We start from the raw sequence: 24410 nt of genomic DNA on the forward strand, positions 1-24410 counted from the left end.
TCGAAGTGGCGAGATCTGTGGGAATAATGTCATTGCCGCCACCTTCTCGCCCGCGCACACTTCGTCCATCTTCCCTGAGGGATTGCCATGGACGAAAGCAGATGCATCGCCGCGTTGATCTACACCGACTTCATGAGTCTGGATGTAGTCGGCCCCTTGCAGGTGTTCGCCTCCGCCAACGCTGAGCGCAATCGCCAGGGGTTGGGCGACGCCTATCGCTTGCTGATGCTCGCTGAGCAGGCAGGCGCCGTGCGCAGCTCTTCAGGCATGCGCGTAGTGGCAGACGCCGCGTGGGCGGACTGTGACCCCGCCAGCCTGGACACCCTGCTGATTCCCGGCGGTATCGGTGAAACCGCACAGTGTGAAAACCAACCCCTGCTGAACTGGCTGCGCGACGCCGAGCCGCATATACGCAGGCTGGGCTCGGTCTGCTCGGGCGCTTTGATCCTCGCCCGCACCGGCCTGCTTGACGGCCAGCGCGTGACCACCCACTGGGCCGACATCGACACCCTGCGCCAACACGATAAATTGCGCGTCGACAGCAACTGCCTGCATACCTACGACCCCGCCAGCGCCAGTGGCAGCAACCACCTGTTCACCTCCGCCGGTGTGACGGCCGGTATCGACCTGGCCCTGGCGCTGGTGGAGGCCGACCTCGGCCGCAGCATGGCGCTGGCCGTGGCGCGACGCCTGGTGATGTTCCTGCGCCGCCCCGGCGGCCAGGCACAGTTCAGCGCCCTGCTCGCCCCCGAACCCAGCCGTACGCCCCGGCTTGCCGAATTGCTGGACTGGATACCCGCCAATCTGGGTGCAGACCTATCTCTGGAGGCGCTGGCCAGCGAAGCGAAAATGGCGCCGCGCACCCTATCGCGGGTTTTCGCCAGAGAGTTAGGCACCGGCCCGGCACGCTACGTGGAACGCATTCGCCTGGAGGCTGCTCGCGCGCTGCTCCAGGACGCCCAGGCCTCCGTCGCGACGGTCGCACGCCTGACCGGCTTCGGCCATCCGGAGAACCTGCGCCGGGTCTTTCACAAACATCTGTCCATCAGCCCTCAGGAATACGCCGAACGATTCGGTCAGGAGACATCCCATGCTTGAACTACGCCCAAATTGCGAATGCTGTGACCGAGACCTGCCGCCAGAGTCCAGCGATGCGCGTATCTGCTCGTTCGAGTGCACTTACTGCCGTGATTGCGCCGACACCCACCTGCAAGGCCGTTGCCCGAATTGCACGGGAGAGCTGGTTCATCGCCCGATCCGGCCGGCCACGAAACTACCCGCCAACCCGCCGTCAACGTTACGGATCCACAACCCCGCTGGCTGTGCCCAGCGCACCTGATTCAGAAGACCACCATGCTCAAGTTCGTGAACAAGCTTCGTGGCGACGCCGTGGCCCTGCCCCCACGCCCCAACCTCCGCCAGGTGCTGATCGCCTGGTTGGGCGGTGTGATAGCGATTGCGACGATTGCCGGACTTGGGGACGTGTTGACCCTGAGCTTGCTGCTGGGCTCTTTTGGCGCATCGTGCGTGCTGGTGTTCGGCTTTCCCGATGTGTCCTTCTCGCAACCGCGTAACGTGGTATTCGGACACCTGCTGAGTACGTTCACGGGGCTGGTCTTACTGAACCTCTGCGGGCCGCATTGGTGGGCCGTGGCGCTGGCAGTAGGCAGTAGGCAGTGCCATTGCACTGATGATGCTGACCCGCACCGTGCACCCACCGGCTGGTTCCAATCCGGTGATCGTCTTCCTGGCGCAGCCAGGCTGGGATTTTCTGCTCTACGCCACGCTCAGTGGCGCCCTACTACTGGTTCTGGTGGCGTTGATCTATAACAACGCAAGTCGCCAAGCCCGCTATCCCAAATACTGGTGATATGCGACGACCGTCCTGCTATTCGGGTAGGTAACAGGACGAGCCATCAGGCGCCGAAAACGGTCACTTGGTTGCGGCCGTTGCGCTTGGAGCTATACAGGGCCTGGTCGGCCCGCTCGATGAGTTGCTGGTGGTCGTTGCAGGGCTCGCTCAGGTCGGCCACGCCCAGGCTGATGGTGAACGGAATCACCTGCCCCTCATGGCTGATCTGTAAGCGCTCGACCACGCCACGCAGACGCTCAGCGAAGATGCTACCGCCTACCGAATCTATATCGGGCAGCAGCACCACGAACTCTTCGCCACCGTAACGCCCAGCGATGTCGGTATCGCGAACCTGCTCACGCACCACCCTTGCCAGCCCCTGGATCACCGCATCGCCCGCTTGGTGGCCGTAGGTGTCATTGACCTTCTTGAAGTGATCGATATCGAAGATCACCAGCGATGCGCCGCTGCCATAACGGCGGTGACGGGCATGCTCACGCTTGAGTTCTTCTTCCCAGTGCCCGCGATTATTCAGACCGGTTAGCCGATCCGTGCGTGACAGGTGTTTGAACTGGTCATTCATCGACTGCAACTGGCGCTTGTTCACCGCAACGCTGGTGACGTCATAGATGATGAGGCACAGGTGCTCGATCTTGCTGTTGGTGGCCTGTAACGGCAGAACGGTAGTGTTCTGGTACATGAAATCTTCCAGACCGGTAATCGGCTGGTAGTTCTTGAAGCGCACCAAATAGGGCCGCTGCTCCCAAATGGTAAAAGCCGGCGTGCCCAGCGTGGCAACGCTTTCAACCTTGCGGCGAAACCAGCTTTCTTCGACCTCCGGAAACAGTTCGAAGAATGAGCGCTCGGACGCATCCCGAGCCGTACGGCCGGAATGGTTCTCCATGAAGCTGTTCCATACTTCGACCCGGTAGTCGCGATCCAGCACCACCACGCCAACGTCGATACTCTGCACGATCGCCAGTAGCCAGTGGAATTCGTTCAAATCCATGTTCGCGGCCATGTCTGTCATTCCATCAGGTAGGCGAGCTTGTTAGTCAGCAGCGGCACCGAATCTTCGGTGAACAGCAGCAGCAGGTCGAAATGGATGTTATGCCCCTCGATGCTGTAACTCACCTCCACTGCCAAGGTCTTGCGCCAGCGTTGACCGTTGATGCGGATCAGTTCGTCGATGGAGGCATGCTCGCCCAGTATCTGGGGATGGCCTTGGGAAAAACTCACGTCAAGCTGTGCGGCGATACCGCTCAGGCAGGCGCCAATCAGCACGCTGGACATATCCAGGAGCATTTCCATGGATGAGTAGTCCTGCTGCTGCCAATCCATCAGCTTGGCCATGTCGGCCACTTCCGAATCGTGGAAGATCAGCAAGGCTTCACCGCAGATACCGCCACCAATATAGCCCTGGCAAACGGCGGTCAATCCATTGCCGCGCTGGGCATCTGCCAGCGCCATATGCAGTTCGCTGACCTCGAGGATATTCACGTTGGGGATTGGCAACTGCACGAACACGCCCAGCACTCGCGCGAGCAGCGCTGCTGCCTGGCCCATGGCAACGTTGACTACCTCGCGAAAAGCATCGCGGAACGACACCGTGGGTTCGCTTAGCGCGGTATTGACCGGTTTCGTGGGCATCACTGGCGTACTGAGCAAACCCAGCTTGTCCAGCGCCTGACGCAACAGCTCAGGGTCGGCCGGTTTTTTCAGGAAGGCCAGTGCCCCGAGCTCCTGAACACGTCGCACGGCCTCGTCCTGCACATCACCCGACACCACGATGACTTTCTGCGCACGGCCTTCGGCCTTGAGCGCAGCCAGCACGCCATAGCCGTCAAGTACCGGCATGGTCAGGTCGAGCAACAGGAGATCGAAATGCGCAGTACGCAGCTGTTCGAGCGCTTCCTCGCCATTGCTGGCTTGGCTGACCGTCACCGGCCAATCGACGGGCAAAGCGCGCAGCAGTTGCTTGCGGGCCATGTTCGAATCGTCGCACACGAGAAGAGATGCTTTTGGCATCAATAACGCCTCAAGAAAGTGAGCCTGTGTCCGGCCTGTATACCGCTGAGGTGCAAATACCTGCAGCGATGGCCCATCCTAGAGCGCGCTAAATAAACTATAGCAAAAAGCCACTACACTTCAGATTTTATCCTGCTTTCGTGAACGCTAGCACCCTAAAACCGACAAGGCGACCGAAGTCGCCTTGTTTATCTGCAAGCACGCCTGTCAGTAGTAGGCGTTTTCCTTGTTACTGTGATCGGTTACGTCGCGCACCCCCTTGAGCTGGGGAATACGCTCAAGCAAGGTTTTCTCGATCCCCTCCTTGAGTGTCAGGTCAGCCTGGCCACAGCCCTGGCAGCCGCCACCAAACTGCAATACGGCGATGCCTTCGTCGACCACGTCGATCAACGTAACCTGGCCGCCATGGCTGGCCAGACCGGGGTTGATCTCGGTCTGCAGGTAGTAGTTGATGCGTTCGTTGAGCGGGCTGTCTTCGTTGACCATCGGCACTTTGGCATTGGGCGCTTTGATGGTCAGCTGGCCGCCCATGCGGTCAGTGGCGTAGTCGACGACTGCGTCTTCCAGAAATGGCTCGCTGACAGCGTCGATCCAGGCGGTGAAGCTGGCCAAACCGATGGCCTGGTCTTCGGGCTTCTGCTCACCAGGTTTGCAGTAGGCGATACAGGTTTCCGCGTACTGGGTACCTGGCTGGGTGATGAAAACGCGGATGCCGATTCCCGGAGTATTCTGCTTGCTCAGCAGGTCTGCCAGGTAATCATGGGCGGCATCGGTAATGGTAATTGTGCTCATGGCAACTCCTCACGGTCATGTGGCGCAGTGTACGCCAAATGGCGCCCTCGGATAAAGTCCTACTATTTTACTCAGGATAGTATCTGAGGCCTTCCATTGACTGTTTTTTCACTGAACCAAGCCTTGGCGCGAACGAAAAACCGCTTTTCGATCAGCTCGTAACTGCCCCAGGACGCTAAAGCAATCAGCGGCATACAGGCGGCGATCACCAGGTACGGATTGAGATCCAGGCTGGCCTGCAGGTACCAGCCCAGTGAGAGCACGATCACATGCAGCAGGTACACCGAGTAGGAGCAATCGCCCATCCGCGCCAGTAGACGGTTGTCGTTGAACCAAGGCTCCATGGCGATACAGGCGGCGACGATCAGCGCACTTGGCACGCCCCAGTGCAGCAGGCGCATGGAATTATCCAGGTGATAGATGGCCAGCAGTGAACCGGCAATCAGTAGCAGCGGCAGCCACAGGCCCTGACGAATCCAGCCGCGGTTGTAGACCATGCCCAGCAACACACCAAAGAGAAACTCGTAGACGATGCTGTTGCGGTAAAAATCACTGACCCACGGCTGCGTTGCCAACAGCCCGAAGACCAGCAAGGTGCTGGTGATCAGCAGCAAGCGCAAGCGCTCCGGCACGATGAACGCCAGCGCGAACAGCAGGTAGAAGAACATTTCGTAGTTCAGCGTCCAACCCACATTGAGCGTGGGATACAGGCCAAAACCGGCAGGGTTCTCTGCGGGGATGAACAGCAGGGACATCATCAGGTGCTGCAGGTCGAATGCTTGAGTTGGCATCACCGGGTTGGCGAAGGCGATGATCAGCGCAGCAATCAGTGAATACAGCCAGTACGCCGGCACGATACGCAGTGCGCGGTTAAGCATGAATCGCCACGGCGTGATGCTTTTTCCCTGAGTGGAGAGATAGATTACCAGCCCGCTGATGACGAAGAAGATATCGACGCCCACGGCCCCCTTGTCGGCGAACAGATAGCCCATGAAGCTATCCGCCTTGAAATCGAAAAACACCTGCATGACATGGTGAAAAACCACTACCCAGGCTGCTAACGCCCGCAATGCCTGCACTGAAATCAGCATAGAACCGCCATTCTCCCTCTCGTTGAAATCGGTACGCGACAGCCCAGAATCAGGCTGCTACAGCGTCCGACCGCAGCGGCGGGAGAAAGGTCGAGGGAAATGCCCGGGCCAGCTTGGCAGCGCTAGCCCGCAGGCAATCAGAGGTTCTGGTAGCGATTCATATCCAGCACGCCTGCCTCCAGCGGATCGTGTTCACGGATATGCGCTGTCAGATCGTGGAAGTAGCGCCAGAACTGCGGATGGGTGCGGCGGATGCCCCAGCGCTCGACCACCTTGTCGAAGCTGGCGGTATCGCTCACCCGCTGCAGTGTCGCGACGAACTCGGGCACTTGATTGGCCGATACCGAGAACATGAAGTTCGGGTAACTGGTCATCACTTCCGGATAGATGGTCAGGGTATCCAACTGTGGCTGGTAGCGCAGATCCTCACCGAGCATAAATGCCACGTTACTGTGGGCGCGGTTGCGCAGCAGGCTGTAGACCTCACGGCGGCCATTGCCTGCCTCAACGCGCAGTAAGGTGGCCTCCGGTAACTGGTGAATCACTTTAAGTTGCGAGGCCGGTCGTGATGCCAAGAGGCTGAGCGCCTGTTCCGCCTCAAGCAAATCATCAGGCAGAACGGCGCGATAGCAACGTCCATCGCTGCAACGGTTGATCGGATCTGGCCGCGCATTGAGCGCGCTGAAGCGCTGCAGCAACTGTTCGCCGAACTGCCGCTTGGGATCTTCGCCGGAAAGCGGCAGGCCACTTGGGGTTTTCTTGTCCAGTGGGTAGTAATCCATCCACGCTTTGAGTTTGCCGCTGTTCTGGTACCAGTCACTGAACAGCCCTGAACGCGCATCCGCAGGCATCAGGCGCAGGAAATTCTGCTCGGCACCATTACGGATAAGGTCAAAGTACAAGCGCGTCTGCGCTTGGTGCGAGACATTACCGAACACATCGAAATTCACCACCAACTGGTAATACGTGCGTTCCAGCAGCGGATAGTCCATCCACCACAGCGTTTGCGGAATCTCACCGACCAGCCCCTTACGCACCGAGGCGCTGTCGTGCTGGCGGAAAATAGAGAGCAGCGCATTATCGTTACCGCGCCAGATATGCGACCAGTCGGGCGCTGGTGCTTCGGCATAACCGTCGGTGCGCAACGCCTCATAATCGTTGCGTTTGTTGCGATAGGCGCGCCACAGGCCGAGCAGGTCGCCAATCTGGTCGAGCTGGCCGGGCATGGATAGCAACGGCGTCGTCTCGCCCCGGTAGGCTGGATCGGTGATATAGAGATCATGCTGCGGATCCTGAAACACCACCCAGAAATTATCGCGAATCACATCAGTAGCGATCTGCCCGCGACAGACCGGCCCGCGAATGAAGGTGCGCACAAAATATTCGGCGTTATCGAGCATGAACTGATAACGCGCCTGGGCAGGAATCGCCTCGAAGGTTTCGAACGGGTTGGAGCGGCGCTGCACGCCATAGCCCGGCACCACGCCCACCTGCCAATCACTACCGAAAAACAGCGATTTGACCCGGGCCAGTTTCTCGGCGCTCAGCGGGTAGGTGATGTGGGTCTTGTGGACGATCACGCCCTGGATCGGCATCAGGCGGTAGTAGACAGTAGTGCCTGGATCGTCATTGGGGCGCCGGGTGGCAATAATGTCCACCGGTTGGCCGCTGGGCGTGCGCGAACGCACCATCTGGAAGAAATGCCTGGGCTCGCCGCCCTGGAAATGCAGATGAGCGAGAAACAGGTGCTCGTAGAGCCAGCGGCTGACCAAGCCCTGCTCGTCGCCGGGCGTATTGAGGAAACGCTCCCACTCGGCGATCTGCCGCACCTCGGCAGCACTCGCGACCAGTGCCTGCTCATCCACCGCAGCGCCCTGCTCCAGCCAGCGCTGCACTGTCTGATAGTCCTGTTCGGTGAGGCCGGTGACCGCGAATGGCATGCCGGCCATGGGGTTCTTCGCCGCGAAAGCCTCGAACTCGCCCGGCAGCGGGCACTGATTGTCCCGGTCGATGCCGATGGCCAGGTTCTTCGGCAGTTTGCTGTTGGCAGGCAGCGGCGTGGCGTGCCCAAGCTCGAGCATGCGCGCCATCAACGCGGCCTGGCCGCCCTGCTGATCGAGTACCGAGTGGAAATCCTTGCGGCGCCAGGCCGGCTCGCCGTGGGCATCCATGAACAGCCGCGTGGTGGCCTGGGTCTTGGTGCGCGTGCCGTCATAGACTGTGGCCTTGCTGGCGCCGCGCTCGACACCTTCACCGCTGCCCAGGTTGAGCTGGCACGGCGCGTCGTAGCAGGCATGGCAGGCTACGCAGTTCTGGGTAAAGATCGGCTGGATGTCACGGCTGTAGGAAACGGTCTGCGCCATCACCAACGGACTGATAAAAACAAGGCAAACGCTCAATAGCAGCCGGTAGTGCATGGTCGCAATTCCACAAAAATAGCCGGTTATTCTAGCCGTCTCGCTTGTGCTATCGCTATGCCTGCACGCGCTGAAAACTAACCCGCTGCCCGCCGGCCAACATGAGCATCATTCATGCACAACTGCGCGATGCAGAAAAACCAGCAACTTTTGTTATGATCGCGGCCCTTGTCGTCGCCTCCCGTTCAGAGTCTTTTCCATGCCCCTGTCAGATCGTAGCGCCCGCCTCCAAGCACTTCAGCAAGCACTCAAGGATCGAATCCTGATTCTCGACGGCGGCATGGGCACCATGATCCAGAGCTACAAGCTGGAGGAAGAAGACTACCGTGGTGAGCGTTTCGCCGACTGGGCACAGGACGTCAAAGGCAACAACGACCTGCTCCTGCTTTCGCGCCCGGATGTCATCGCAGCCATCGAAAAGGCCTACCTCGATGCCGGCGCCGACATCTTGGAGACCAATACCTTCAACGCCACACAGGTATCCCAGGCCGATTACGGCATGGAAAACCTGGTGTATGAATTGAACGTTGAAGGCGCTCGAGTGGCGCGCCGCGTCGCCGATGCCAAAACCCTGGAAACCCCGGACAAGCCGCGCTTCGTCGCCGGCGTACTCGGCCCCACCAGCCGCACCTGCTCGCTATCGCCGGATGTGAACAACCCTGGCTACCGTAACGTCACCTTCGACGAGCTGGTAACCAACTACATCGAAGCCACCCGCGGCCTGATCGAAGGCGGCGCGGATATGATCCTGATCGAAACCATCTTCGACACGCTCAACGCCAAGGCGGCGATTTTCGCCGTACAGGAAGTCTTCGAGCAGTTGGGTTTCGAGTTGCCGATCATGATTTCCGGCACTATTACCGACGCCTCCGGCCGTACCCTGTCCGGGCAAACCACCGAGGCATTCTGGAACTCCATCAGCCACGCCAAGCCCATCTCGGTCGGTTTGAACTGCGCTCTGGGTGCCAAAGAACTGCGCCCCTACCTGGAAGAGCTGGCCAGCAAGGCGGATACCTGCGTTTCAGCGCACCCCAACGCCGGCCTGCCGAATGCCTTCGGTGAATACGATGAAAGCCCGGCAGAAATGGCCGTGGTGGTCGAAGAGTTTGCCGCCAGCGGCTTTTTGAACATCGTCGGCGGCTGCTGCGGCACCACGCCGGCGCACATCAAGGCGATTGCCGAGGCGGTGGCCAAATACAAGCCGCGCGCCATTCCGGATATTCCCAAGGCGTGTCGCCTGTCGGGTCTGGAACCCTTCACCATCGATCGTAACTCGCTGTTCGTGAACGTCGGCGAGCGCACCAACATTACCGGCTCAGCCAGGTTTGCCCGCCTGATCCGTGAAGACAACTACACCGAAGCCCTTGAGGTCGCCCTGCAGCAGGTAGAAGCCGGCGCGCAGATCATCGACATCAACATGGATGAGGGCATGCTCGACTCCAAGGCGGCGATGGTCACCTTCCTCAACCTGATCGCCGGCGAGCCTGATATTTCGCGGGTGCCGATCATGATCGACTCCTCCAAGTGGGAGGTGATAGAAGCCGGCCTCAAGTGCATCCAGGGCAAGGGCATCGTCAACTCGATCTCCATGAAAGAAGGCGTCGAACAATTCAAGCAACACGCCAGGCTGTGCAAGCGCTATGGCGCCGCCGTGGTGGTGATGGCCTTTGACGAAGCCGGCCAGGCCGATACCGAAGCGCGCAAGAAAGAAATCTGCAAACGCTCCTACGACATTCTGGTCAACGAAGTCGGCTTCCCGCCGCAGGACATCATCTTTGACCCGAACATCTTCGCCATCGCCACCGGCATTGAAGAGCACAACAACTACGCGGTCGACTTCATCAACGCCTGCGCCTACATCCGCGACGAGTTGCCCTACGCGCTGACTTCTGGCGGCGTGTCCAACGTGTCGTTCTCGTTCCGTGGCAACAACCCGGTACGCGAATCGATCCACTCGGTGTTCCTTTACTACGCGATCAAAAACGGCCTGACCATGGGCATCGTCAACGCCGGCCAGCTGGAAATCTACGATGAGATTCCCAAACTGCTGCGCGACACGGTCGAAGACGTGGTGCTCAACCGCAATGAAGGCGGCACCGACGCACTGCTGGCCATCGCCGACAACTACAAGGGCGACGGCAGCGTCAAGGAAGCCGAAACCGAGGAGTGGCGTACGTGGAGCGTGGTAGAGCGGCTCAAGCACGCGCTGGTCAAAGGCATCACCGCGTTTATCGTTGAAGACACCGAAGAATGTCGCCAACAATGTGCGCGGCCGATTGAAGTGATCGAAGGCCCGTTGATGGCCGGGATGAACGTGGTCGGCGACCTGTTCGGCGCCGGCAAGATGTTCCTGCCGCAAGTGGTGAAATCCGCCCGTGTGATGAAGCAGGCGGTGGCCCACTTGATCCCGTTTATCGAGCTGGAAAAAGGCGACAAACCGGAAGCCAAGGGCAAGATATTGATGGCCACGGTGAAAGGTGACGTGCACGACATCGGCAAGAATATCGTCGGCGTGGTGCTCGGTTGCAACGGCTACGACATCGTCGATATGGGCGTGATGGTGCCGGCGGAGAAAATTCTGCAAACCGCCATCGCCGAAAAATGCGACATCATCGGTCTGTCCGGCCTGATCACCCCGTCGCTGGATGAAATGGTGCATGTCGCACGCGAAATGCAGCGTCAGGGCTTCCACTTGCCGTTGATGATCGGCGGCGCCACCACCTCGAAAGCTCACACTGCAGTAAAGATCGAACCCAAATACCAGAACGACGCCGTGGTCTATGTCACCGACGCCTCGCGTGCTGTGGGTGTGGCCACTCAGCTACTGTCTAAAGAACTGAAAGCCGCCTTCGTCGAAAGCACCCGCCTTGACTACATCGAAGTGCGTGAGCGTACCGCCGCACGCAGTTCACGCACCGAGCGACTGCCCTACGCCGCCGCCGTGGCGAAAAAGCCCAAGTTCGATTGGAGCACTTACCAGCCACCCGTGCCGACGTTTACCGGCACCAAAGTGCTGGACAACATCGACCTGAATGTTCTGGCCGAATACATCGACTGGACGCCGTTCTTTATCTCTTGGGATCTGGCCGGCAAATACCCGCGCATCCTGACTGACGAAGTGGTTGGCCAGGCCGCCACCGACCTGTTCAACGATGCCCAGATCATGTTGCGCAAACTGATCGACGAAAAACTGATCAGTGCCCGTGCGGTATTCGGCTTCTGGCCCGCCAATCAGGTGCAGGACGACGATATCCAGCTATACGGCGACGACGGCCAGCCGCTGGCCAAACTGCACCACCTGCGCCAACAGACTATCAAGCCGGACGGCAAGCCGAACTTCGCCCTGGCCGACTTCGTCGCACCGCAAGACAGCGGCCTGACCGATTATGTCGGCGGTTTTATCACCACAGCTGGCATCGGCGCGGAAGAAGTGGCCAAGGCCTATCAAAACGCTGGCGACGACTACAACTCGATCATGGTCAAAGCCCTGGCCGACCGCCTGGCTGAAGCCTGCGCTGAGTGGCTACACCAACAGGTGCGAAAAACCTATTGGGGCTACGATCAGGATGAAGCCCTGGATAACGAGGCGCTGATCAAAGAACAGTACAAAGGCATCCGCCCTGCCCCCGGCTACCCGGCCTGCCCGGATCACACCGAAAAAGGCACGCTGTTCGACCTGCTTGACCCCGCCGCTACAGAGAATCAAGCGGGGCGCAGTGGCGTGTTCCTCACCGAGCACTACGCCATGTTCCCGGCGGCCTCGGTCAGCGGCTGGTACTTCGCCCACCCGCAAGCGCAGTATTTCGCGGTAGGCAAGGTCGATAAGGATCAGATCGACAGTTACACCGCCCGCAAACAGCAAGACTTGAGCGTCAGCGAGCGCTGGCTGGCACCTAATCTGGGGTATGACGAATGACGTATCTACTCGACCAGTTGGAAACTGCCGACATGCTGGAAATCGATGGCTTACATGCCTTTGATTTCCAACTCGACGATGGGCTACTCGACCAAGCCGATGCAGCCGCCGAAGCTGACCAGCCATTCGCCAGCGACGCCACTGTGCTACACATCGAAGTACAAGACGGCCGCGAGCGTAAAAGTTGGCAGTTCAGCTATAACGCAGTAATGGAAGCCGACTATCAGGCAGCCGACGACAGCTGGCTTCTGGATGGCCATCAGTTGCGCTGTTTCTCCGCAACCGCTGCCAGCAGCGACGACGAGTAGCGGCCACGCCCATAAGGAGATGCCCACGTGCTGAAGATGACCCGCATCGACCCGCCGCACTGGGCACCCGACTACGCACGTCAGGTGATCGACTACCTAGGCGACGATGGCGAGGCTAGTCAGCGGGCTTTTCAGCCGCTGCTGGCGCAAATCCACACCAGTCTTGATGCTCAGCTCAATACGTTCGTCAACGATCCGCGCCAGTGCTTTAACGACGAGCAACAATTTCCCTGCCGCAACAAGCTGTCGGGGCATTACTACATCGGCTCACAAACGTTCGAAGGCTACAGCGGCGACGGCGATTACCAGTTGTGGATTCAGATCCGCTGCCTGGAGCAAACCACCCACGCGGAAGCTGACTACTTGGGGCTCGAAGTGATTTGCAGCTTTACGCCCGCCACTGGTGAGTTGCTCATCGAGGAAGGTTTCAACACCAGCGTGATCTAAAGGCGAGCATTTTGCGGACTCGCGCACTCACACGGGCATAAGGCCGCGTGGGGCGCTAATCACCTAACGCGGCCTGCGAGATGATTACGACAGCTGGGAAGCCGATCTGCGCACGATTTTTATCGAGTGCTTTAAGGTCGGCTTACGTGTGACGCTAATCGCTTTCTGGGTCACGGTATCAATGGTGATATTCCAGAAACCACTGCTCGGCACGGTAATTTTGGCCGGGAATTTGTCGAAAGCACCGCCATGGTAGGAGTGCCGACCGCCATTCTTGAAGCTGCGAAAGTTCGCATCGCTCATCAGGCGGATATTGCAGGTTTGCGAGCATTCGATAACGACCAGATCGTCTTCGTTGAGGTGCTCGCGCTGGTGTATGAACTTCATCAGGCGCTCCACGCGGTGTTTTCAGGGCGATAGCATGACTCACCAGCCGTCGGACAGCAAAGCCTGTGACTTCTCCAGGCCAAGATAGCGGGCAAGGATTCGCTGCCAACTACCGTCGCGGCGCATCTCGACAAACGCGTCCCCCATGCGAAGGGCCAACGCTCCTGCACCGTCGAGCTTGAGGCTGGCGGCGATATGACTGCGTGTGCCGCTCAGCGGCTTGCCAAAGAGTAAAGGCGCGTCATAACCCAGTTCGCGCCACAGATAGAGGGCGCGTAGGTCGATTTCATACCAGGCAACCACACGACCACTCTGCAGCAGATGAGCAGCCTGTTCAGGGTCGGTGACTTCCACGACCCGCTGCTCCCCCGTGCGTATGGCGTTGATATCGTGTGCTCGCGGCGTGCCCCCCATGACGGCCACCGGGCCGGCCTTTAAGGCTTCAGCCAGGCTGTCGAAAGAACGGTTCACACTGGCCAATACGTAGGGCGTGGGCAGCACGTCGAGCAGCCAGACGAAATCATTCTCACGCTCGGCTGTGCGCCCCAGGTTCAGCACGACGCCGTGTTCATCGGAGCTCGCCTCGCTCAGCACTCGCCGCCAGGGCACGCTGCGAAACACACACTGCTGTTCGGTGCGCACGCACAGTTCACGCATCAGATCGCCAAACAGTCCCGCACGCGCCGCCACGCCGTCGGCAAACGGCATCTGCCCCTGGCCGACATAAATATTCAGCGGTTCGGCCTGCACGCTGCCTGCACTGCTCAACGCACCGGCCAGCAAAACTGCATAGCCAACCCGACGACTGCAGGCAATGACATCACTTATCCGCACACGCGAACCCCATTTCCGATACCCGCCGCAGTGTGCATCAGGTGCAGGCAAACGCCAATCAACCCAATGCCGTATCCAGGAACATCATCACAGCAAAGCCGCCCATCAGGCCTAAAGTCGCCGGTGTTTGGTGGCCGTTGCGATGGGTTTCCGGAATGATTTCATGAGAAACCACGAACAGCATAGCGCCCGCCGCCAAACCCAAACCGACGGGATAAGCGAGCGCATAGCTGCTGGACATGCCGACGCCAACCAATGCGCCCAGCGGCTCCATCAGGCCGCTGGCGATGGCAATCAGCGCTGCATACACCGCAGATAGACCGGTAGTGCGCAGCGCCAGAGCGACAGCAAGCCCTTCGGGGATATCCTGGATGGCGATGGCAGTCGCCAGGGGGATGCCCACCTTCATGTCGTCTCCGGCGAAACCAACGCCAACAGCCATGCCTTCCGGCAGGTTATGCAAGGTGATGGCGAACACGAACAGCCATACCCTGCTCAGTCGCTCGCTTTGCGGCCCAAGCGGCCCGGTACTCTCGTGCTCATGCGGGGTGAAATGGTCGAGCCCCAACATCAGCAGAACGCCAAGTGCCAAACCCACCACCACCGTCGCTGCGCCCAACATACTGCTGCCGGTGATATTTTCAGCAGCCTCCAAACCCGGAATGATCAACGAGAAGGAGCTAGCGGCGAGCATCATGCCGGCGGCAAAACCGAGCAGGCTGTCCTGGGTCTTTACGCTGATGGTGCCAAGCACCAGGGCTGCCAATGCCCCCACTGCCGTTGCCGCGAACCCAGCACCACCACCATACAGGGCATAGCGTATACGCTCCGGGTGACCATCTTCGAACACATTGAAAAGGCTGCTTATAAGCAGCCAGAGCACCACCAGCAATGCGACCCCGAGCCCAGCGGCGACCCAGGGTGATGCTCGCGCCTGGGTAAGCCAAGCCTGCAGAAAACTGGTGGGCTGTGGAAGCGTTTGCATGTAACCCCTCTGATTGAATGGAGTGAAGACGTTGAACACCTGCTTGATAGCTGCGACAGCCCGATGATCCAGAGCGTTTCATCTTAACCTTACGTACCGATCGTCCACCTCACCGGTCATGACGCTATCCGAAGATGAGGGTGAGCGTATGCTTGCGCTTCGAGTCGCACTGGGTTGCCCAGCGTCAGTTCTGAGTAACGGGTAAACCAATCGAAGGCCTTTGGCCTCTCGGTTGGTACCGATAACGAACAGGCCCCAACTGATCTTCAAGCTCTTGTTTTACCAGGCTACTGCGAACCATTCCTGAATAGAGCACAGCGCTGGCGAGGCATTCATGATGACTTTGAAGGTTTCTTTACCCGTCTCGACCAGCGCAGTTATGCATGCGCTCTCGCTTAGCACTAAAAGTTCTTTTCATATATTAAAACTTCACTTTTGCGCATAAACCCGAACTGGTATCTTCCCTCGGCTCCGCCTGGAGTGCGCGGCCGTGCGCGCAGATTTGCTGTAACAGGTCATCGAGAACGTTGCGAGCGACGGCTAGCCAGGAACGGAGTCAGTAAACGAGCGGTTAACCGTTTCAACGCTGACTTCCACACCGCACAGCTGCGCGCAGTAGCCTTTCACCGATCTGGCAAGCAGCCTGATAACAGGATTCTCCATGTACGTATACGACCAGTACGACCAACAAATCGTCGAGGACCCGCGTCAAGCAGTTCCGCGATCAAACCCGCCGGTATCTCAGTGGCGAGCTGAGCGGTGAAGAATTCCGTCCGTTGCGCCTGCAGAACGGTCTGTACATTCAGCGTTTCGCGCCCATGCTGCGCGTCGCCGTGCCTTACGGCCTGCTGTCGTCCGCACAAGTGCGCAAGCTGGCGCAAATCGCCCGCGATTACGACAAGGGCTACGCCCACATCAGTACCCGCCAGAACGTCCAATTCAACTGGCCCGAACTGGAAGACGTACCAGAGATTCTCGCCGAGCTGTCCACCGTGCAAATGCACGCGATCCAGACCAGCGGCAACTGCATCCGCAACACCACCACCGACCAGTTCGCCGGTGTTGCCAAGGACGAACTGATCGATCCGCGCCCGTGGTGCGAAATCATCCGTCAGTGGTCGACCTTCCATCCCGAGTTCAGCCACCTGCCGCGCAAGTTCAAAATTGCCGTCAATGGCTCTGCCGGTGACCGTGCGGCCATCGAAGTGCATGACATCGGCCTGGAAGCGGTCAACAACGAAACCGGCGAACTGGGTTTCCGCGTCGCCGTTGGTGGTGGCCTGGGCCGTACGCCAATCGTTGGCAGCTTCATCAATGAATTCCTGCCGTGGAAGCACCTGCTCTCCTACCTCGACGCCATTCTGCGTGTGTACAACCGCTATGGCCGTCGTGACAACAAGTACAAGGCACGCATCAAGATTCTGGTCAAGGCGCTGACCCCTGAAGTGTTCGCCGAGCGGGTAAACGCCGAGTGGGCGCACCTGAAGGACGGCCCGACCACCCTGACCGATGAAGAGGTGGCGCGTGTCGCTGCGCACTTCGTCGACCCGGCCTACCAGGCGCTGCAGGATCAGGACGCCCTCCTCACCAGCCATGACGCCGAGCACCCAGGCTTCGCCCGCTGGCGCGAGCGCAACACCTTCGCCCACAAGAAGCCGGGCTACGTTGCCGTGACGCTGTCGCTCAAACCCACTGGCGTAGCGCCGGGTGACGTGACCGACAAGCAGCTCGAAGCCATCGCCGACCTCGCCGACCGTTACAGCTTCGGTGAAGTGCGCAACAGCCACAACCAGAACATCATCCTCGCCGACGTTGAGCAGGAGCAGCTGTTCACCCTGTGGGGCGAGCTGCGCGAGCAGGGCTTCGCCACGCCGAACGTGGGCCTGCTGACAGACATCATCTGCTGCCCGGGTGGCGACTTCTGCTCCCTGGCCAACGCCAAGTCGATTCCGGTCGCCGAAGCCATCCAGCGTCGTTTCGACAACCTCGACTACCTGTTCGACATCGGCAACATCGACCTGAACATCTCTGGTTGCATGAATGCCTGCGGACACCACCACGTGGGCCACATCGGCATTCTCGGCGTGGACAAGAAGGGCCAGGAATTCTACCAGGTCTCCCTTGGTGGCAGCGCCGGTCGTGACGCCAGCCTGGCGCAGATTCTCGGCCCGTCCTTCGCTCAGGACGACATGCCGGACGTGATCGACAAGATCGTCAACGTCTATGTCGAACAACGTACCGAAGAAGAGAGTTTCCTCGACACCTTCCGCCGTATCGGTGTCGCCCCGTTCAAGGAGCGCGTATATGCAGCGAATCATTAAGAACGGCCAGATCGTCGACGAAAGCTGGCACCTGCTGCCGAAGGAAACCACCTTCGAAGAGTTGTCCAACTGCGACGATCTGATCGTCCCGTTGGCGCTCTGGCTGGAGCATGGCAACGCGCTGAAAGCCCGCGATGGCGGCCTCGGCGTGTGGCTGGATGCCGAGGAAGAGATCGAGTCCATCGTTGACGCGCTGGACGACTTTCAGCTCATCGCGCTGAACTTCCCGGCCTTCACCGACGGCCGGCACTCCTCCTCCGCTTATCTGCTGCGCACCCGCTACGGCTTCAAGGGCGAGCTGCGCGCCATTGGCGATGTGCTGCGTGACCAGCTGTGGGCGCTCAAGCGTTGTGGCTTCGATGCTTTCGCCCTGCGCGAAGACAAGGATCCTGAAGACGCGCTGAAAGCCTTCGAGGAGTTCGCCGAGGTGTATCAAGCCTCCAGTGACCAGCCGGTGCCTCTGTTCAGGCGCCGCGCCTGAAACCAAAAGCCCCGCCAATTGGCGGGGCTTTTTTCTGCACGCGGACTTCCTGCTATCGGTCGACTTCGCCGAACTGTTCGGCAAGCTCATCGATCCGCTCGGGTATCTGTGGTTGTCTGGAGAGAATGAAGCCCTTCTGGTTGCCCACCAGGGTTTCAAGAAGGTAGAGCTTGTCACCCACATCGACGCCCAGTTCCTGCAACGCCTCATCGGGCAGTCGTATGGCACCGTCGCCATCCCAGTCCTCGATTGTAACCGCCATCGTATCCATGGTTTCTCCTGTATCGATGAATCGAGTGGGCGGCATCGTTACACCCTCTTTAAGGTGGCACAAGGCCTGCGACCGTTGAGGACTTTACCCTGAACCTAACCCGCATCAGGTCATTCGATACCCATAGGCCTACCAAGGTCATGGGCATCGAGCCACAGCAACTACTAAAATCGCTCGATAGCCCTCGTCTACAACCAGCTGCGCACAACCGATGCGTGGCAACCCTGATGAGGATAAAGCAAATGGCTTCGCGCAAAACCTCCACCCCGAAATCCTCTGCCGCCGACAGTGCCTATCTAAAGAGCGATAGCGCCGCTGCTGCGGCCCCGCCGGCCGGCACCGGCAAGGCCGTGATCGAACAGAAACGCGCGACCGGCGATATCGTCGACGCCATGCCGCACAACGCCAACAAGGCCGACGAATACGGCGAAGCGTCCAGCAAACCACGCCAGGGCGCTGCGGTCGGCTGCCCCTTCAGTGTGGGTGCCAGCACCGTCAGCGAGACCAATACCAACGACAAGACCGGTGACGCACCCGAGCAAGGCGTCAACGCCGCCAGTGGCCACTTGCCGAGAGTCAGGGCCGACAGCGGTGGCCAGGGCATGACCACCAACCTCGGCGTGCCCATCGCCGACAATCAGAGCTCGCTCAAGGCAGGGCTGCGTGGCCCGGCTTTGCTGAAGGACTTCATCCTGCGTGAGAAGATCACCCATTTCGACCATGAGCGGATTCCGGAGCGCATCGTCCACGCCCGCGGTTCGGCAGCCCATGGCTACTTCGAGAGCTACGATTCGCTGCAGGATCTGACCTGCGCGTCGCTGTTCGCCGAAGCAGGCAAGCAGACTCCGGTCTTCGTGCGTTTCTCCACCGTGGCCGGCGAGCGTGGCTCCAAAGACACCGCTCGCGATGCCCGTGGTTTCGCGGTGAAGTTCTATACCGATCAAGGCAACTGGGATCTGGTGGGCAACAACATCCCGGTGTTCTTCATTCAGGACGCCATGAAGTTTCCCGATCTGGTTCATGCGGTCAAACCCGAGCCCCACCACGGCATGCCGCAGGCGGCTTCCGCCCATGACACCTTCTGGGATTTCATCTCGCTGATGCCGGAGTCGGCGCACATGATCATGTGGGTCATGTCCGATCGCGGCATCCCGCGCAGCTACCGGATGATGCAGGGCTTTGGCGTGCACAGCTTCCGCTTCGTCACCGCAGCCGGGGAATCGAACTTCGTCAAATTCCACTGGAGCCCGAAGCTGGGCACCCACTCCCACGTGTGGGACGAGGCCGTGAAGATTTCCGGTGCCGACCCGGACTTCCACCGCCGTGATCTGTGGGAAGCCATCGAGGCCGGCGAGTACCCGGAATGGGAGCTGGGTGTACAAGTGATCTCCGAGGCCGAGGCGGAATCCTTCAGCTTCGACATTCTCGACTCGACCAAGCTGATTCCCGAAGAACTGGTACCGGTGCGCCCGATCGGGCGCATGGTGCTCAACCGCAATCCGGACAACTTCTTCGCCGAAACCGAGCAGGTGGCCTTCTGTACCGCTCATGTGGTGCCGGGTATCGACTTCAGCAACGACCCGCTGCTGGCCGGGCGCATCCACTCCTACGTGGATACCCAGATCACGCGCCTGGGTGGTGCCAACTTCCAGGAGTTGCCGATCAACGCCCCGGTGGTACCGGTTCACAACAATCAGCGCGACGGAATGCATCGCCAGACCATCCACCGTGGTCGGGTCGCCTACGAGCCGAACTCCCTGGCTGGTGGCTGCCCATTCCAGAACGGCGAGATGGGTTTCGTCCCCTTCCCCGAGCCGGTTCATGGCGACGAAGTGCGTGGCAAGCCGGAGAAGTTCGCCGAGCACTACAACCAGGCCACCCTGTTCTTCAATAGCCAGGCAGCCCATGAGCAGCAGCACATCATCGATGCGCTGCGGTTCGAATTGAGCAAGGTGACAGTGCCCGGCATCCGTAATCGCACCCTGGCGATGCTGCGCAATATCTCGGAAACGCTGGCCCAGGGCGTCGCCGATGGTCTCGGCATGCCATTGCCGGAGCCGCTGCCAAAGGCCAATCCGCAGCCCATAGCGGCCGAAATCGATGACTCTCCTGCCCTGTCGCTGCTGGCACGACCAGGCGATGGCGGCATTCGCACCCGTCAGGTGGCGATTCTGCTGGCTGCTGGTGTCGATGCCACTTCGCTGCAAGCGGTGTCTAGCGCTTTGCAGGCCGAAGGTGCGGTGGTGCGCTTGGTTGGTTCACGGGTCGGCCCGTTCACCGCCGCCGATGGCAGCGTGATCGAAGCCGACTGCTCGCTGGAAAACCAGCCAGCGCCACTCTTCGATGCGCTGGTGGTACCTGACGGTCAGGATGCCAGCAACACGCTGCAGGCCGATGGGCGTGCGCTGGAGTTCGTGCGTGACAGCTTCCGCCACGGCAAGAGCATTCTCGCCATCGGTGCCGGCACGCAGTTGCTGGAGAAGGCCGATGTGCCACTGCAGGCCGCCCCTGCGGGGGTCTACGACGGCAGCAGTGCGGATCAGGCGCTCATCGATCAACTGATCGCCGGCATTGCCCAGCATCGCCATCCATCGCGCGAGACCAATCCACCGCAAGTCTGATACCCGCAACATCTGAGCCCGGCACCCGCCGGGCTTTTTTCGCCTGATCAACGGTATGGATCGATGAGAGACAGGCCGTGGTGGCAGCTGAAATGAAAACGCCCGGCGCAAGGACCGGGCGTTTCGTTGAGCCAGCCGGCGACGTCAATCCAGCCTGACCAATACCCGCCCGACCTGACCACCGTGCAGAATTCGCTCGATCGCCTCCGGCAACTGCGCCAACCCCACTTCGTTGACCAGATCATCGAGGTTCGGCAGCTTCCACTGCAGCGACAGCTTGTCCCACATCGACGCCTTGACCACCAGCGGCAGCTCGACTGAGTCGACACCCAGCAGATTCACGCCACGCAGGATGAACGGCAGCACGCTGGCCTGGAATTCGACCCCGGCCGTCAAACCGCAGCAGGCGACACTACCGCCGTATTGGGTGGCCTTGAGCACGTTGAAAAGGATGTCGCCCCCCACCGTATCCACCGCACCGCTCCACTGCTCACGCAGCAGTGGCCGATCGGCACCGGCCTGCAGTTCGAGACGCGGGATCACCTGCGTGGCACCGAGGCGGGTCAACAGTTCGCTTTCCTGCGCCTTGCCGGTCGCCGCCGTTACCTGATAGCCCAGCTTGCTCAGTAACATCACCGTGATGCTGCCAACACCACCTGTGGCGCCAGTCACCAGCACCGAACCGTCATCCGGGGCTAGCCCGGCACGCTCTAGCTTGTCGACGCACAGAGCTGCCGTCAGGCCTGCGGTACCGAGAATCATTGCCTCACGCAGCGACAGGCCCTGGGGCCGCTTGATCGCCCAGCCGGCCGGAATACGGATGTATTGGCCAAAACCGCCAGCGGTATTCATGCCGAGGTCGTAGCCGGTGACGATCACCTCGTCGCCCTCGTTGAATTCGGCCGCGCTGGAATGTTCCACCACGCCAGCGGCATCGATGCCAGGGGTATGCGGGTAGTGACGGCTTACACCCCGCTGCCCACTGGCCGACAGCGCATCCTTGAAGTTGAGAGAAGAATACTGAACGCGGATCAGCAGCTCGCCCGCAGGCAAGTCGATGACATCGCGTTCGACCACTTGCTGAGTGAACGTGCCACCTACGTCAGGGGCTGCCTGTAGAGCGAAAAAACTCGTCATCCGAACCTCCTCATCCGCCTTGGCGGAAGGTGTTGGTTACCAGAAGCGTTGCTGGCCGAGACGGCCAAGCCAGGTCAGTGCGAAGCGATCCAGCGCCACACTGGCCGCCAGGCCGACACGCTCCTGCAGGGATTTTTTCTGCACGAAGTGCAGTTGGAACAGATCGGCGTCGCGGGCACGCTCGGCCAGATACTCGTCACTGGTTTTCAGCTCATCGACCAGCTGTTTCTCCAGTGCAGCCATGCCCAGCCAGACTTCGCCGGTGGCAATTTCGTCGATCTCGAGCTGCGGGCGATAGCGGGCCACGAAATTCTTGAACAGCTCGTGGGTGGTTTCCAGGTCTTCCTGAAACTTCTCCCGGCCCTTTTCGGTGTTTTCGCCGAACACCGTGAGGGTGCGTTTGTACTCGCCGGCGGTCAGCACCTCGAAGTCGATATCGTGCTTCTTCAGCAGGCGATTGACGTTCGGCAGTTGGGCGACCACGCCGATGGAACCGAGGATGGCGAACGGCGCGGAAATGATCTTCTCGCCGATGCAGGCCATCATATAGCCGCCGCTGGCCGCGACCTTGTCGATACACACCGTTAGCGGCACGCCGGCTTGGCGAATACGCGCCAGTTGCGAGGAGGCCAGCCCATAGCTGTGCACCATGCCGCCGCCACTTTCCAGACGCAGCACGACCTCATCCTGAGGCGTGGCCAGGCTCAGCAGTGCGGTGATTTCATGACGCAGGCCATCGGTCGCCGAGGCCTTGATGTCGCCATCGAAATCCAGCACGTAAACCCGGGACTTCTGCTGCGGCTTCTTCTTGGCCAGCTTGGCTGACTTGGCTTCCTCTTTGCTCAGGGCCTTGAGTTGATCCTTGTCCAGGATCGACTGCTCCAGGCGCTGACGCAGTGCCTTGTAGAAATCGTTGAGTTTGACCACCTGCAGTTGGCCGCCGCCACGACGGCCGCGGCTACGCACCGCAACCAGGGCGACCAGTACGACGATGAAAGCCACCACCAAAGTGACTGTCTTGGCCAGAAACCCCGCGTAATCAGCAAGAAACTCCACACACTTCCCCTATATCCAATCGATGGCCTCTCGCAGAGGCCTTGCGTTGCCCAAGCATACCGGCGCCACCTGGGCACGGCCAGACAGGTTCATGGCTTTCAGCGGATGCACGACACAGGAATTCAAACAAACGTATGAATTTTCGTTGACAGCCTACGGCCACCCTCCTACCCTCGGCAAACATTCAAGATTCCCGGGTTACAGCGGACGTGGGCAGCATCTACCTGATTCGACATGGCCAGGCTTCGTTCGGTGCAGAGGATTACGACGTTCTATCGCCCTTGGGCGAGCAGCAGTCCAGCCTGCTTGGCAGCCACCTGGCGCAAGGCGGGCTACGCCTCGATCGGGCGATCAGCGGCAGCCTGTTGCGTCAGGCACATACCGGCCGCCTGGTACTCGAACAACTGGAGCAGGCCCCTGCGCTGGAAACTGACCCGGCATTCAACGAGTTCGACGCCGAAGGCGTTATCCGCGCCCTGCTCCCGGCGCTGTTGCCCGAAGAACCGAAAGCCATCGAAATAATGCGTAATGCGGCGCACAACCGCGCCGAGTTTCAGCGTTTGTTCGTGCGTCTGCTGGAAACCTGGATAGGCGGCGATTACGACGTCCCGGGGCTGCAGAGCTGGCAGGCTTTTGTCGACCAGGTTGACGACGGCTTGCAGCGCCTGCTCGGCAGTGCAACATCCAGAGAGAAAGTCGCCGTATTCACCTCCGGCGGCACCATCACCGCGTTGCTGCACCTGCTGACCGGTATGCCGGTCGCCAGCGCCTTCGCAATGAACTGGCAAATCGTCAACACCTCGCTAAGCTGCCTGAAGTTTCAGGGCGAGCGGGTGACCCTGGCTTCGTTCAACAGCCTCGCCCATCTGCAGCTGTTGAATACACCGTCGCTCATCACCTATCGCTGAGCCTCGGTCAACGTACCCGTGAGGGTGCAGAACAACCCGAAAACAAAGGAAACCACCATGAGCGTCGCAGACATCGTCCAAACCATGCAGGCCAAGTTCAACCCCAGCGCCGCCGAAGGCCTGGATCTGGTCTTCCAGTTCAATATCGAAGATGCCGATAACCACTACCTGATCGTCAAGGACGGCACCTGCGACGTCAAACAGGGCGACAGCCCGGATGCCAGCGTCACCCTGATCATGGACAAGGAGACCTTCAAGGGCATCACCACCGGTGAAACCGACGGCATGCAAGCATTCATGGCTGGCAAGCTGCGCGCCGAAGGCGACATGATGCTGGCCCTCAAGCTGAGCGAACTGTTCCCGGTCTGAGACCAGCGTTCGACAGCCAAAACCGGAGTCTTGTGATTCCGGTTTTTTTTCGCCTGCCGGCGGCGTATCAGCGGCCTTGATCCGCTGCCAACAGCCATATAGATAAGCGGATGATGTGCTTGTGGCGCTGCCTTGGGCTGATTAGATTGGCCAGATCATCACCGCCAACGACAACTAAAAGGGATAGGG

21 protein-coding genes and 2 pseudogenes are annotated in these 24410 nt (G+C 59.9%); 12 read left to right on the forward strand and 11 right to left on the reverse strand.

Annotated elements, in window-relative coordinates; all coding sequences use genetic code 11:
• Window positions 1-87: 87 nt before the first annotated feature.
• The 4 genes and pseudogenes from ACZ0AI_RS05590 to ACZ0AI_RS05605 all read left to right on the forward strand — a co-directional run bounded on the left by ACZ0AI_RS05590 (window position 88) and on the right by ACZ0AI_RS05605 (window position 1870).
• Window positions 88-1098 (forward strand): GlxA family transcriptional regulator, encoded by a 1011-nt coding sequence (locus ACZ0AI_RS05590; RefSeq protein WP_463564927.1) that lies wholly within the window; start codon window positions 88-90, stop codon window positions 1096-1098.
• Window positions 1091-1339 (forward strand): DUF1272 domain-containing protein, encoded by a 249-nt coding sequence (locus tag ACZ0AI_RS05595; protein ID WP_463564928.1) that lies wholly within the window; start codon window positions 1091-1093, stop codon window positions 1337-1339. The genes ACZ0AI_RS05590 and ACZ0AI_RS05595 overlap by 8 nt, the downstream gene beginning before the upstream one ends.
• A 14-nt stretch (window positions 1340-1353) precedes the next feature.
• Window positions 1354-1599, forward strand: a pseudogene (locus tag ACZ0AI_RS05600) (HPP family protein); the annotation flags it as partial.
• Window positions 1600-1690: 91 nt separating this feature from the next.
• Window positions 1691-1870, forward strand: coding sequence for an HPP family protein (locus ACZ0AI_RS05605; protein WP_463564929.1), 180 nt, complete (start codon window positions 1691-1693; stop codon window positions 1868-1870).
• 46 nt (window positions 1871-1916) lie between these two features.
• On the opposite strand, the gene ACZ0AI_RS05610 is transcribed toward ACZ0AI_RS05605, so the two are convergent.
• The 5 genes from ACZ0AI_RS05610 to ACZ0AI_RS05630 all read right to left on the reverse strand — a co-directional run bounded on the left by ACZ0AI_RS05610 (window position 1917) and on the right by ACZ0AI_RS05630 (window position 8180).
• A complete protein-coding gene (locus ACZ0AI_RS05610) occupies window positions 1917-2873 on the reverse strand; it encodes a GGDEF domain-containing protein (protein ID WP_463564930.1) in 957 nt (318 codons plus the stop codon).
• Between the two features lie 5 nt (window positions 2874-2878).
• Complete coding sequence (locus ACZ0AI_RS05615; RefSeq protein ID WP_463564931.1) at window positions 2879-3880, reverse strand: response regulator; 1002 nt, start codon at window positions 3878-3880, stop codon at window positions 2879-2881.
• A 207-nt stretch (window positions 3881-4087) separates the two neighbouring features.
• On the reverse strand, window positions 4088-4672 hold the full coding sequence (nfuA, locus tag ACZ0AI_RS05620; protein ID WP_225832197.1) for a Fe-S biogenesis protein NfuA: 585 nt from the start codon (window positions 4670-4672) through the stop codon (window positions 4088-4090).
• Window positions 4673-4743: 71 nt separating this feature from the next.
• Window positions 4744-5763, reverse strand: coding sequence for an acyltransferase family protein (locus ACZ0AI_RS05625; protein WP_463564932.1), 1020 nt, complete (start codon window positions 5761-5763; stop codon window positions 4744-4746).
• Between the two features lie 137 nt (window positions 5764-5900).
• Complete coding sequence (locus ACZ0AI_RS05630; protein ID WP_463564933.1) at window positions 5901-8180, reverse strand: fatty acid cis/trans isomerase; 2280 nt, start codon at window positions 8178-8180, stop codon at window positions 5901-5903.
• Between the two features lie 199 nt (window positions 8181-8379).
• Here ACZ0AI_RS05630 and metH point away from each other — a divergent pair, with 199 nt between their 5' ends.
• From metH to ACZ0AI_RS05645, 3 genes are read left to right on the forward strand one after another with little or no spacing between them, the layout of a single operon-like run.
• The gene (gene metH / locus ACZ0AI_RS05635; RefSeq protein ID WP_463564934.1) at window positions 8380-12096 is read left to right on the forward strand and encodes a methionine synthase; all 3717 of its coding nucleotides are present in this window, start codon (window positions 8380-8382) and stop codon (window positions 12094-12096) included.
• Complete coding sequence (locus ACZ0AI_RS05640) at window positions 12093-12404, forward strand: DUF5629 family protein (RefSeq protein ID WP_463564935.1); 312 nt, start codon at window positions 12093-12095, stop codon at window positions 12402-12404. The genes metH and ACZ0AI_RS05640 overlap by 4 nt, the downstream gene beginning before the upstream one ends.
• Before the next feature lie 36 nt (window positions 12405-12440).
• Complete coding sequence (locus ACZ0AI_RS05645) at window positions 12441-12851, forward strand: hypothetical protein (protein WP_463564936.1); 411 nt, start codon at window positions 12441-12443, stop codon at window positions 12849-12851.
• Window positions 12852-12935: 84 nt separating this feature from the next.
• On the opposite strand, the gene ACZ0AI_RS05650 is transcribed toward ACZ0AI_RS05645, so the two are convergent.
• Genes ACZ0AI_RS05650 through ACZ0AI_RS05660 form a run of 3 tightly spaced genes read right to left on the reverse strand, consistent with a single transcriptional unit; the run spans window position 12936 to window position 15057 of the window.
• Window positions 12936-13238: a DUF1883 domain-containing protein gene (locus tag ACZ0AI_RS05650; RefSeq protein ID WP_463564937.1), complete on the reverse strand. Its 303-nt coding sequence runs from the start codon at window positions 13236-13238 to the stop codon at window positions 12936-12938.
• 39 nt (window positions 13239-13277) lie between these two features.
• Window positions 13278-14072 (reverse strand): substrate-binding periplasmic protein, encoded by a 795-nt coding sequence (locus ACZ0AI_RS05655; protein WP_463564938.1) that lies wholly within the window; start codon window positions 14070-14072, stop codon window positions 13278-13280.
• A 58-nt stretch (window positions 14073-14130) separates the two neighbouring features.
• Window positions 14131-15057 (reverse strand): ZIP family metal transporter, encoded by a 927-nt coding sequence (locus ACZ0AI_RS05660; protein WP_463564939.1) that lies wholly within the window; start codon window positions 15055-15057, stop codon window positions 14131-14133.
• A gap of 661 nt (window positions 15058-15718) precedes the next feature.
• On the opposite strand from ACZ0AI_RS05660, the pseudogene ACZ0AI_RS05665 reads away from it, so the two are divergent.
• Together ACZ0AI_RS05665 and ACZ0AI_RS05670 are read left to right on the forward strand one after the other, a co-directional pair.
• Window positions 15719-17378: pseudogene (locus tag ACZ0AI_RS05665) on the forward strand (nitrite/sulfite reductase).
• Entirely contained in the window at window positions 17362-17859 is a 498-nt protein-coding gene (locus ACZ0AI_RS05670; RefSeq protein ID WP_042552602.1) for a DUF934 domain-containing protein, read from the forward strand. Before ACZ0AI_RS05665 ends, ACZ0AI_RS05670 begins: the two are co-directional and overlap by 17 nt.
• Before the next feature lie 52 nt (window positions 17860-17911).
• Here the strand turns inward: ACZ0AI_RS05670 and ACZ0AI_RS05675 are convergent, their stop codons facing one another.
• Window positions 17912-18130, reverse strand: a complete 219-nt coding sequence (locus ACZ0AI_RS05675; RefSeq protein ID WP_463564941.1) for an AbrB/MazE/SpoVT family DNA-binding domain-containing protein — start codon at window positions 18128-18130, stop codon at window positions 17912-17914.
• A 242-nt stretch (window positions 18131-18372) separates the two neighbouring features.
• On the opposite strand from ACZ0AI_RS05675, the gene ACZ0AI_RS05680 reads away from it, so the two are divergent.
• Entirely contained in the window at window positions 18373-20751 is a 2379-nt protein-coding gene (locus ACZ0AI_RS05680; RefSeq protein WP_463564942.1) for a catalase, read from the forward strand.
• 144 nt (window positions 20752-20895) lie between these two features.
• On the opposite strand, the gene ACZ0AI_RS05685 is transcribed toward ACZ0AI_RS05680, so the two are convergent.
• Window positions 20896-21888, reverse strand: a complete 993-nt coding sequence (locus tag ACZ0AI_RS05685; RefSeq protein WP_463564943.1) for a YhdH/YhfP family quinone oxidoreductase — start codon at window positions 21886-21888, stop codon at window positions 20896-20898.
• 36 nt (window positions 21889-21924) lie between these two features.
• Window positions 21925-22944 (reverse strand): protease SohB, encoded by a 1020-nt coding sequence (gene sohB, locus ACZ0AI_RS05690; protein WP_042552598.1) that lies wholly within the window; start codon window positions 22942-22944, stop codon window positions 21925-21927.
• 209 nt (window positions 22945-23153) lie between these two features.
• Here sohB and ACZ0AI_RS05695 point away from each other — a divergent pair, with 209 nt between their 5' ends.
• Both ACZ0AI_RS05695 and ACZ0AI_RS05700 read left to right on the forward strand, forming a co-directional pair.
• On the forward strand, window positions 23154-23852 hold the full coding sequence (locus tag ACZ0AI_RS05695) for a histidine phosphatase family protein (protein ID WP_463564944.1): 699 nt from the start codon (window positions 23154-23156) through the stop codon (window positions 23850-23852).
• Between the two features lie 57 nt (window positions 23853-23909).
• Window positions 23910-24221, forward strand: a complete 312-nt coding sequence (locus ACZ0AI_RS05700; protein WP_463564945.1) for an SCP2 sterol-binding domain-containing protein — start codon at window positions 23910-23912, stop codon at window positions 24219-24221.
• The last annotated feature ends 189 nt before the right edge of the window (window positions 24222-24410 follow it).

The organism is Pseudomonas sp. AC355, from assembly GCF_979258205.1.

What these genes read in the sequence shown, in the direction of transcription:
- ACZ0AI_RS05590 (WP_463564927.1), top strand. Translation starts at nt 88, where the DNA reads ATGGACGAAAGCAGATGCATCGCCGCGTTGATCTACACCGACTTCATG.
- ACZ0AI_RS05670 (WP_042552602.1), top strand. Translation starts at nt 17,362, where the DNA reads ATGCAGCGAATCATTAAGAACGGCCAGATCGTCGACGAAAGCTGGCAC.
- ACZ0AI_RS05625 (WP_463564932.1), bottom strand. Translation starts at nt 5,763, where the DNA reads ATGCTGATTTCAGTGCAGGCATTGCGGGCGTTAGCAGCCTGGGTAGTG.
- ACZ0AI_RS05700 (WP_463564945.1), top strand. Translation starts at nt 23,910, where the DNA reads ATGAGCGTCGCAGACATCGTCCAAACCATGCAGGCCAAGTTCAACCCC.
- ACZ0AI_RS05645 (WP_463564936.1), top strand. Translation starts at nt 12,441, where the DNA reads ATGACCCGCATCGACCCGCCGCACTGGGCACCCGACTACGCACGTCAG.
- ACZ0AI_RS05685 (WP_463564943.1), bottom strand. Translation starts at nt 21,888, where the DNA reads ATGACGAGTTTTTTCGCTCTACAGGCAGCCCCTGACGTAGGTGGCACG.
- metH (WP_463564934.1), top strand. Translation starts at nt 8,380, where the DNA reads ATGCCCCTGTCAGATCGTAGCGCCCGCCTCCAAGCACTTCAGCAAGCA.
- ACZ0AI_RS05675 (WP_463564941.1), bottom strand. Translation starts at nt 18,130, where the DNA reads ATGGATACGATGGCGGTTACAATCGAGGACTGGGATGGCGACGGTGCC.
- ACZ0AI_RS05630 (WP_463564933.1), bottom strand. Translation starts at nt 8,180, where the DNA reads ATGCACTACCGGCTGCTATTGAGCGTTTGCCTTGTTTTTATCAGTCCG.
- nfuA (WP_225832197.1), bottom strand. Translation starts at nt 4,672, where the DNA reads ATGAGCACAATTACCATTACCGATGCCGCCCATGATTACCTGGCAGAC.
- ACZ0AI_RS05680 (WP_463564942.1), top strand. Translation starts at nt 18,373, where the DNA reads ATGGCTTCGCGCAAAACCTCCACCCCGAAATCCTCTGCCGCCGACAGT.
- ACZ0AI_RS05610 (WP_463564930.1), bottom strand. Translation starts at nt 2,873, where the DNA reads ATGGCCGCGAACATGGATTTGAACGAATTCCACTGGCTACTGGCGATC.
- ACZ0AI_RS05660 (WP_463564939.1), bottom strand. Translation starts at nt 15,057, where the DNA reads ATGCAAACGCTTCCACAGCCCACCAGTTTTCTGCAGGCTTGGCTTACC.
- ACZ0AI_RS05640 (WP_463564935.1), top strand. Translation starts at nt 12,093, where the DNA reads ATGACGTATCTACTCGACCAGTTGGAAACTGCCGACATGCTGGAAATC.
- ACZ0AI_RS05615 (WP_463564931.1), bottom strand. Translation starts at nt 3,880, where the DNA reads ATGCCAAAAGCATCTCTTCTCGTGTGCGACGATTCGAACATGGCCCGC.
- ACZ0AI_RS05605 (WP_463564929.1), top strand. Translation starts at nt 1,691, where the DNA reads ATGATGCTGACCCGCACCGTGCACCCACCGGCTGGTTCCAATCCGGTG.
- ACZ0AI_RS05595 (WP_463564928.1), top strand. Translation starts at nt 1,091, where the DNA reads ATGCTTGAACTACGCCCAAATTGCGAATGCTGTGACCGAGACCTGCCG.
- ACZ0AI_RS05650 (WP_463564937.1), bottom strand. Translation starts at nt 13,238, where the DNA reads ATGAAGTTCATACACCAGCGCGAGCACCTCAACGAAGACGATCTGGTC.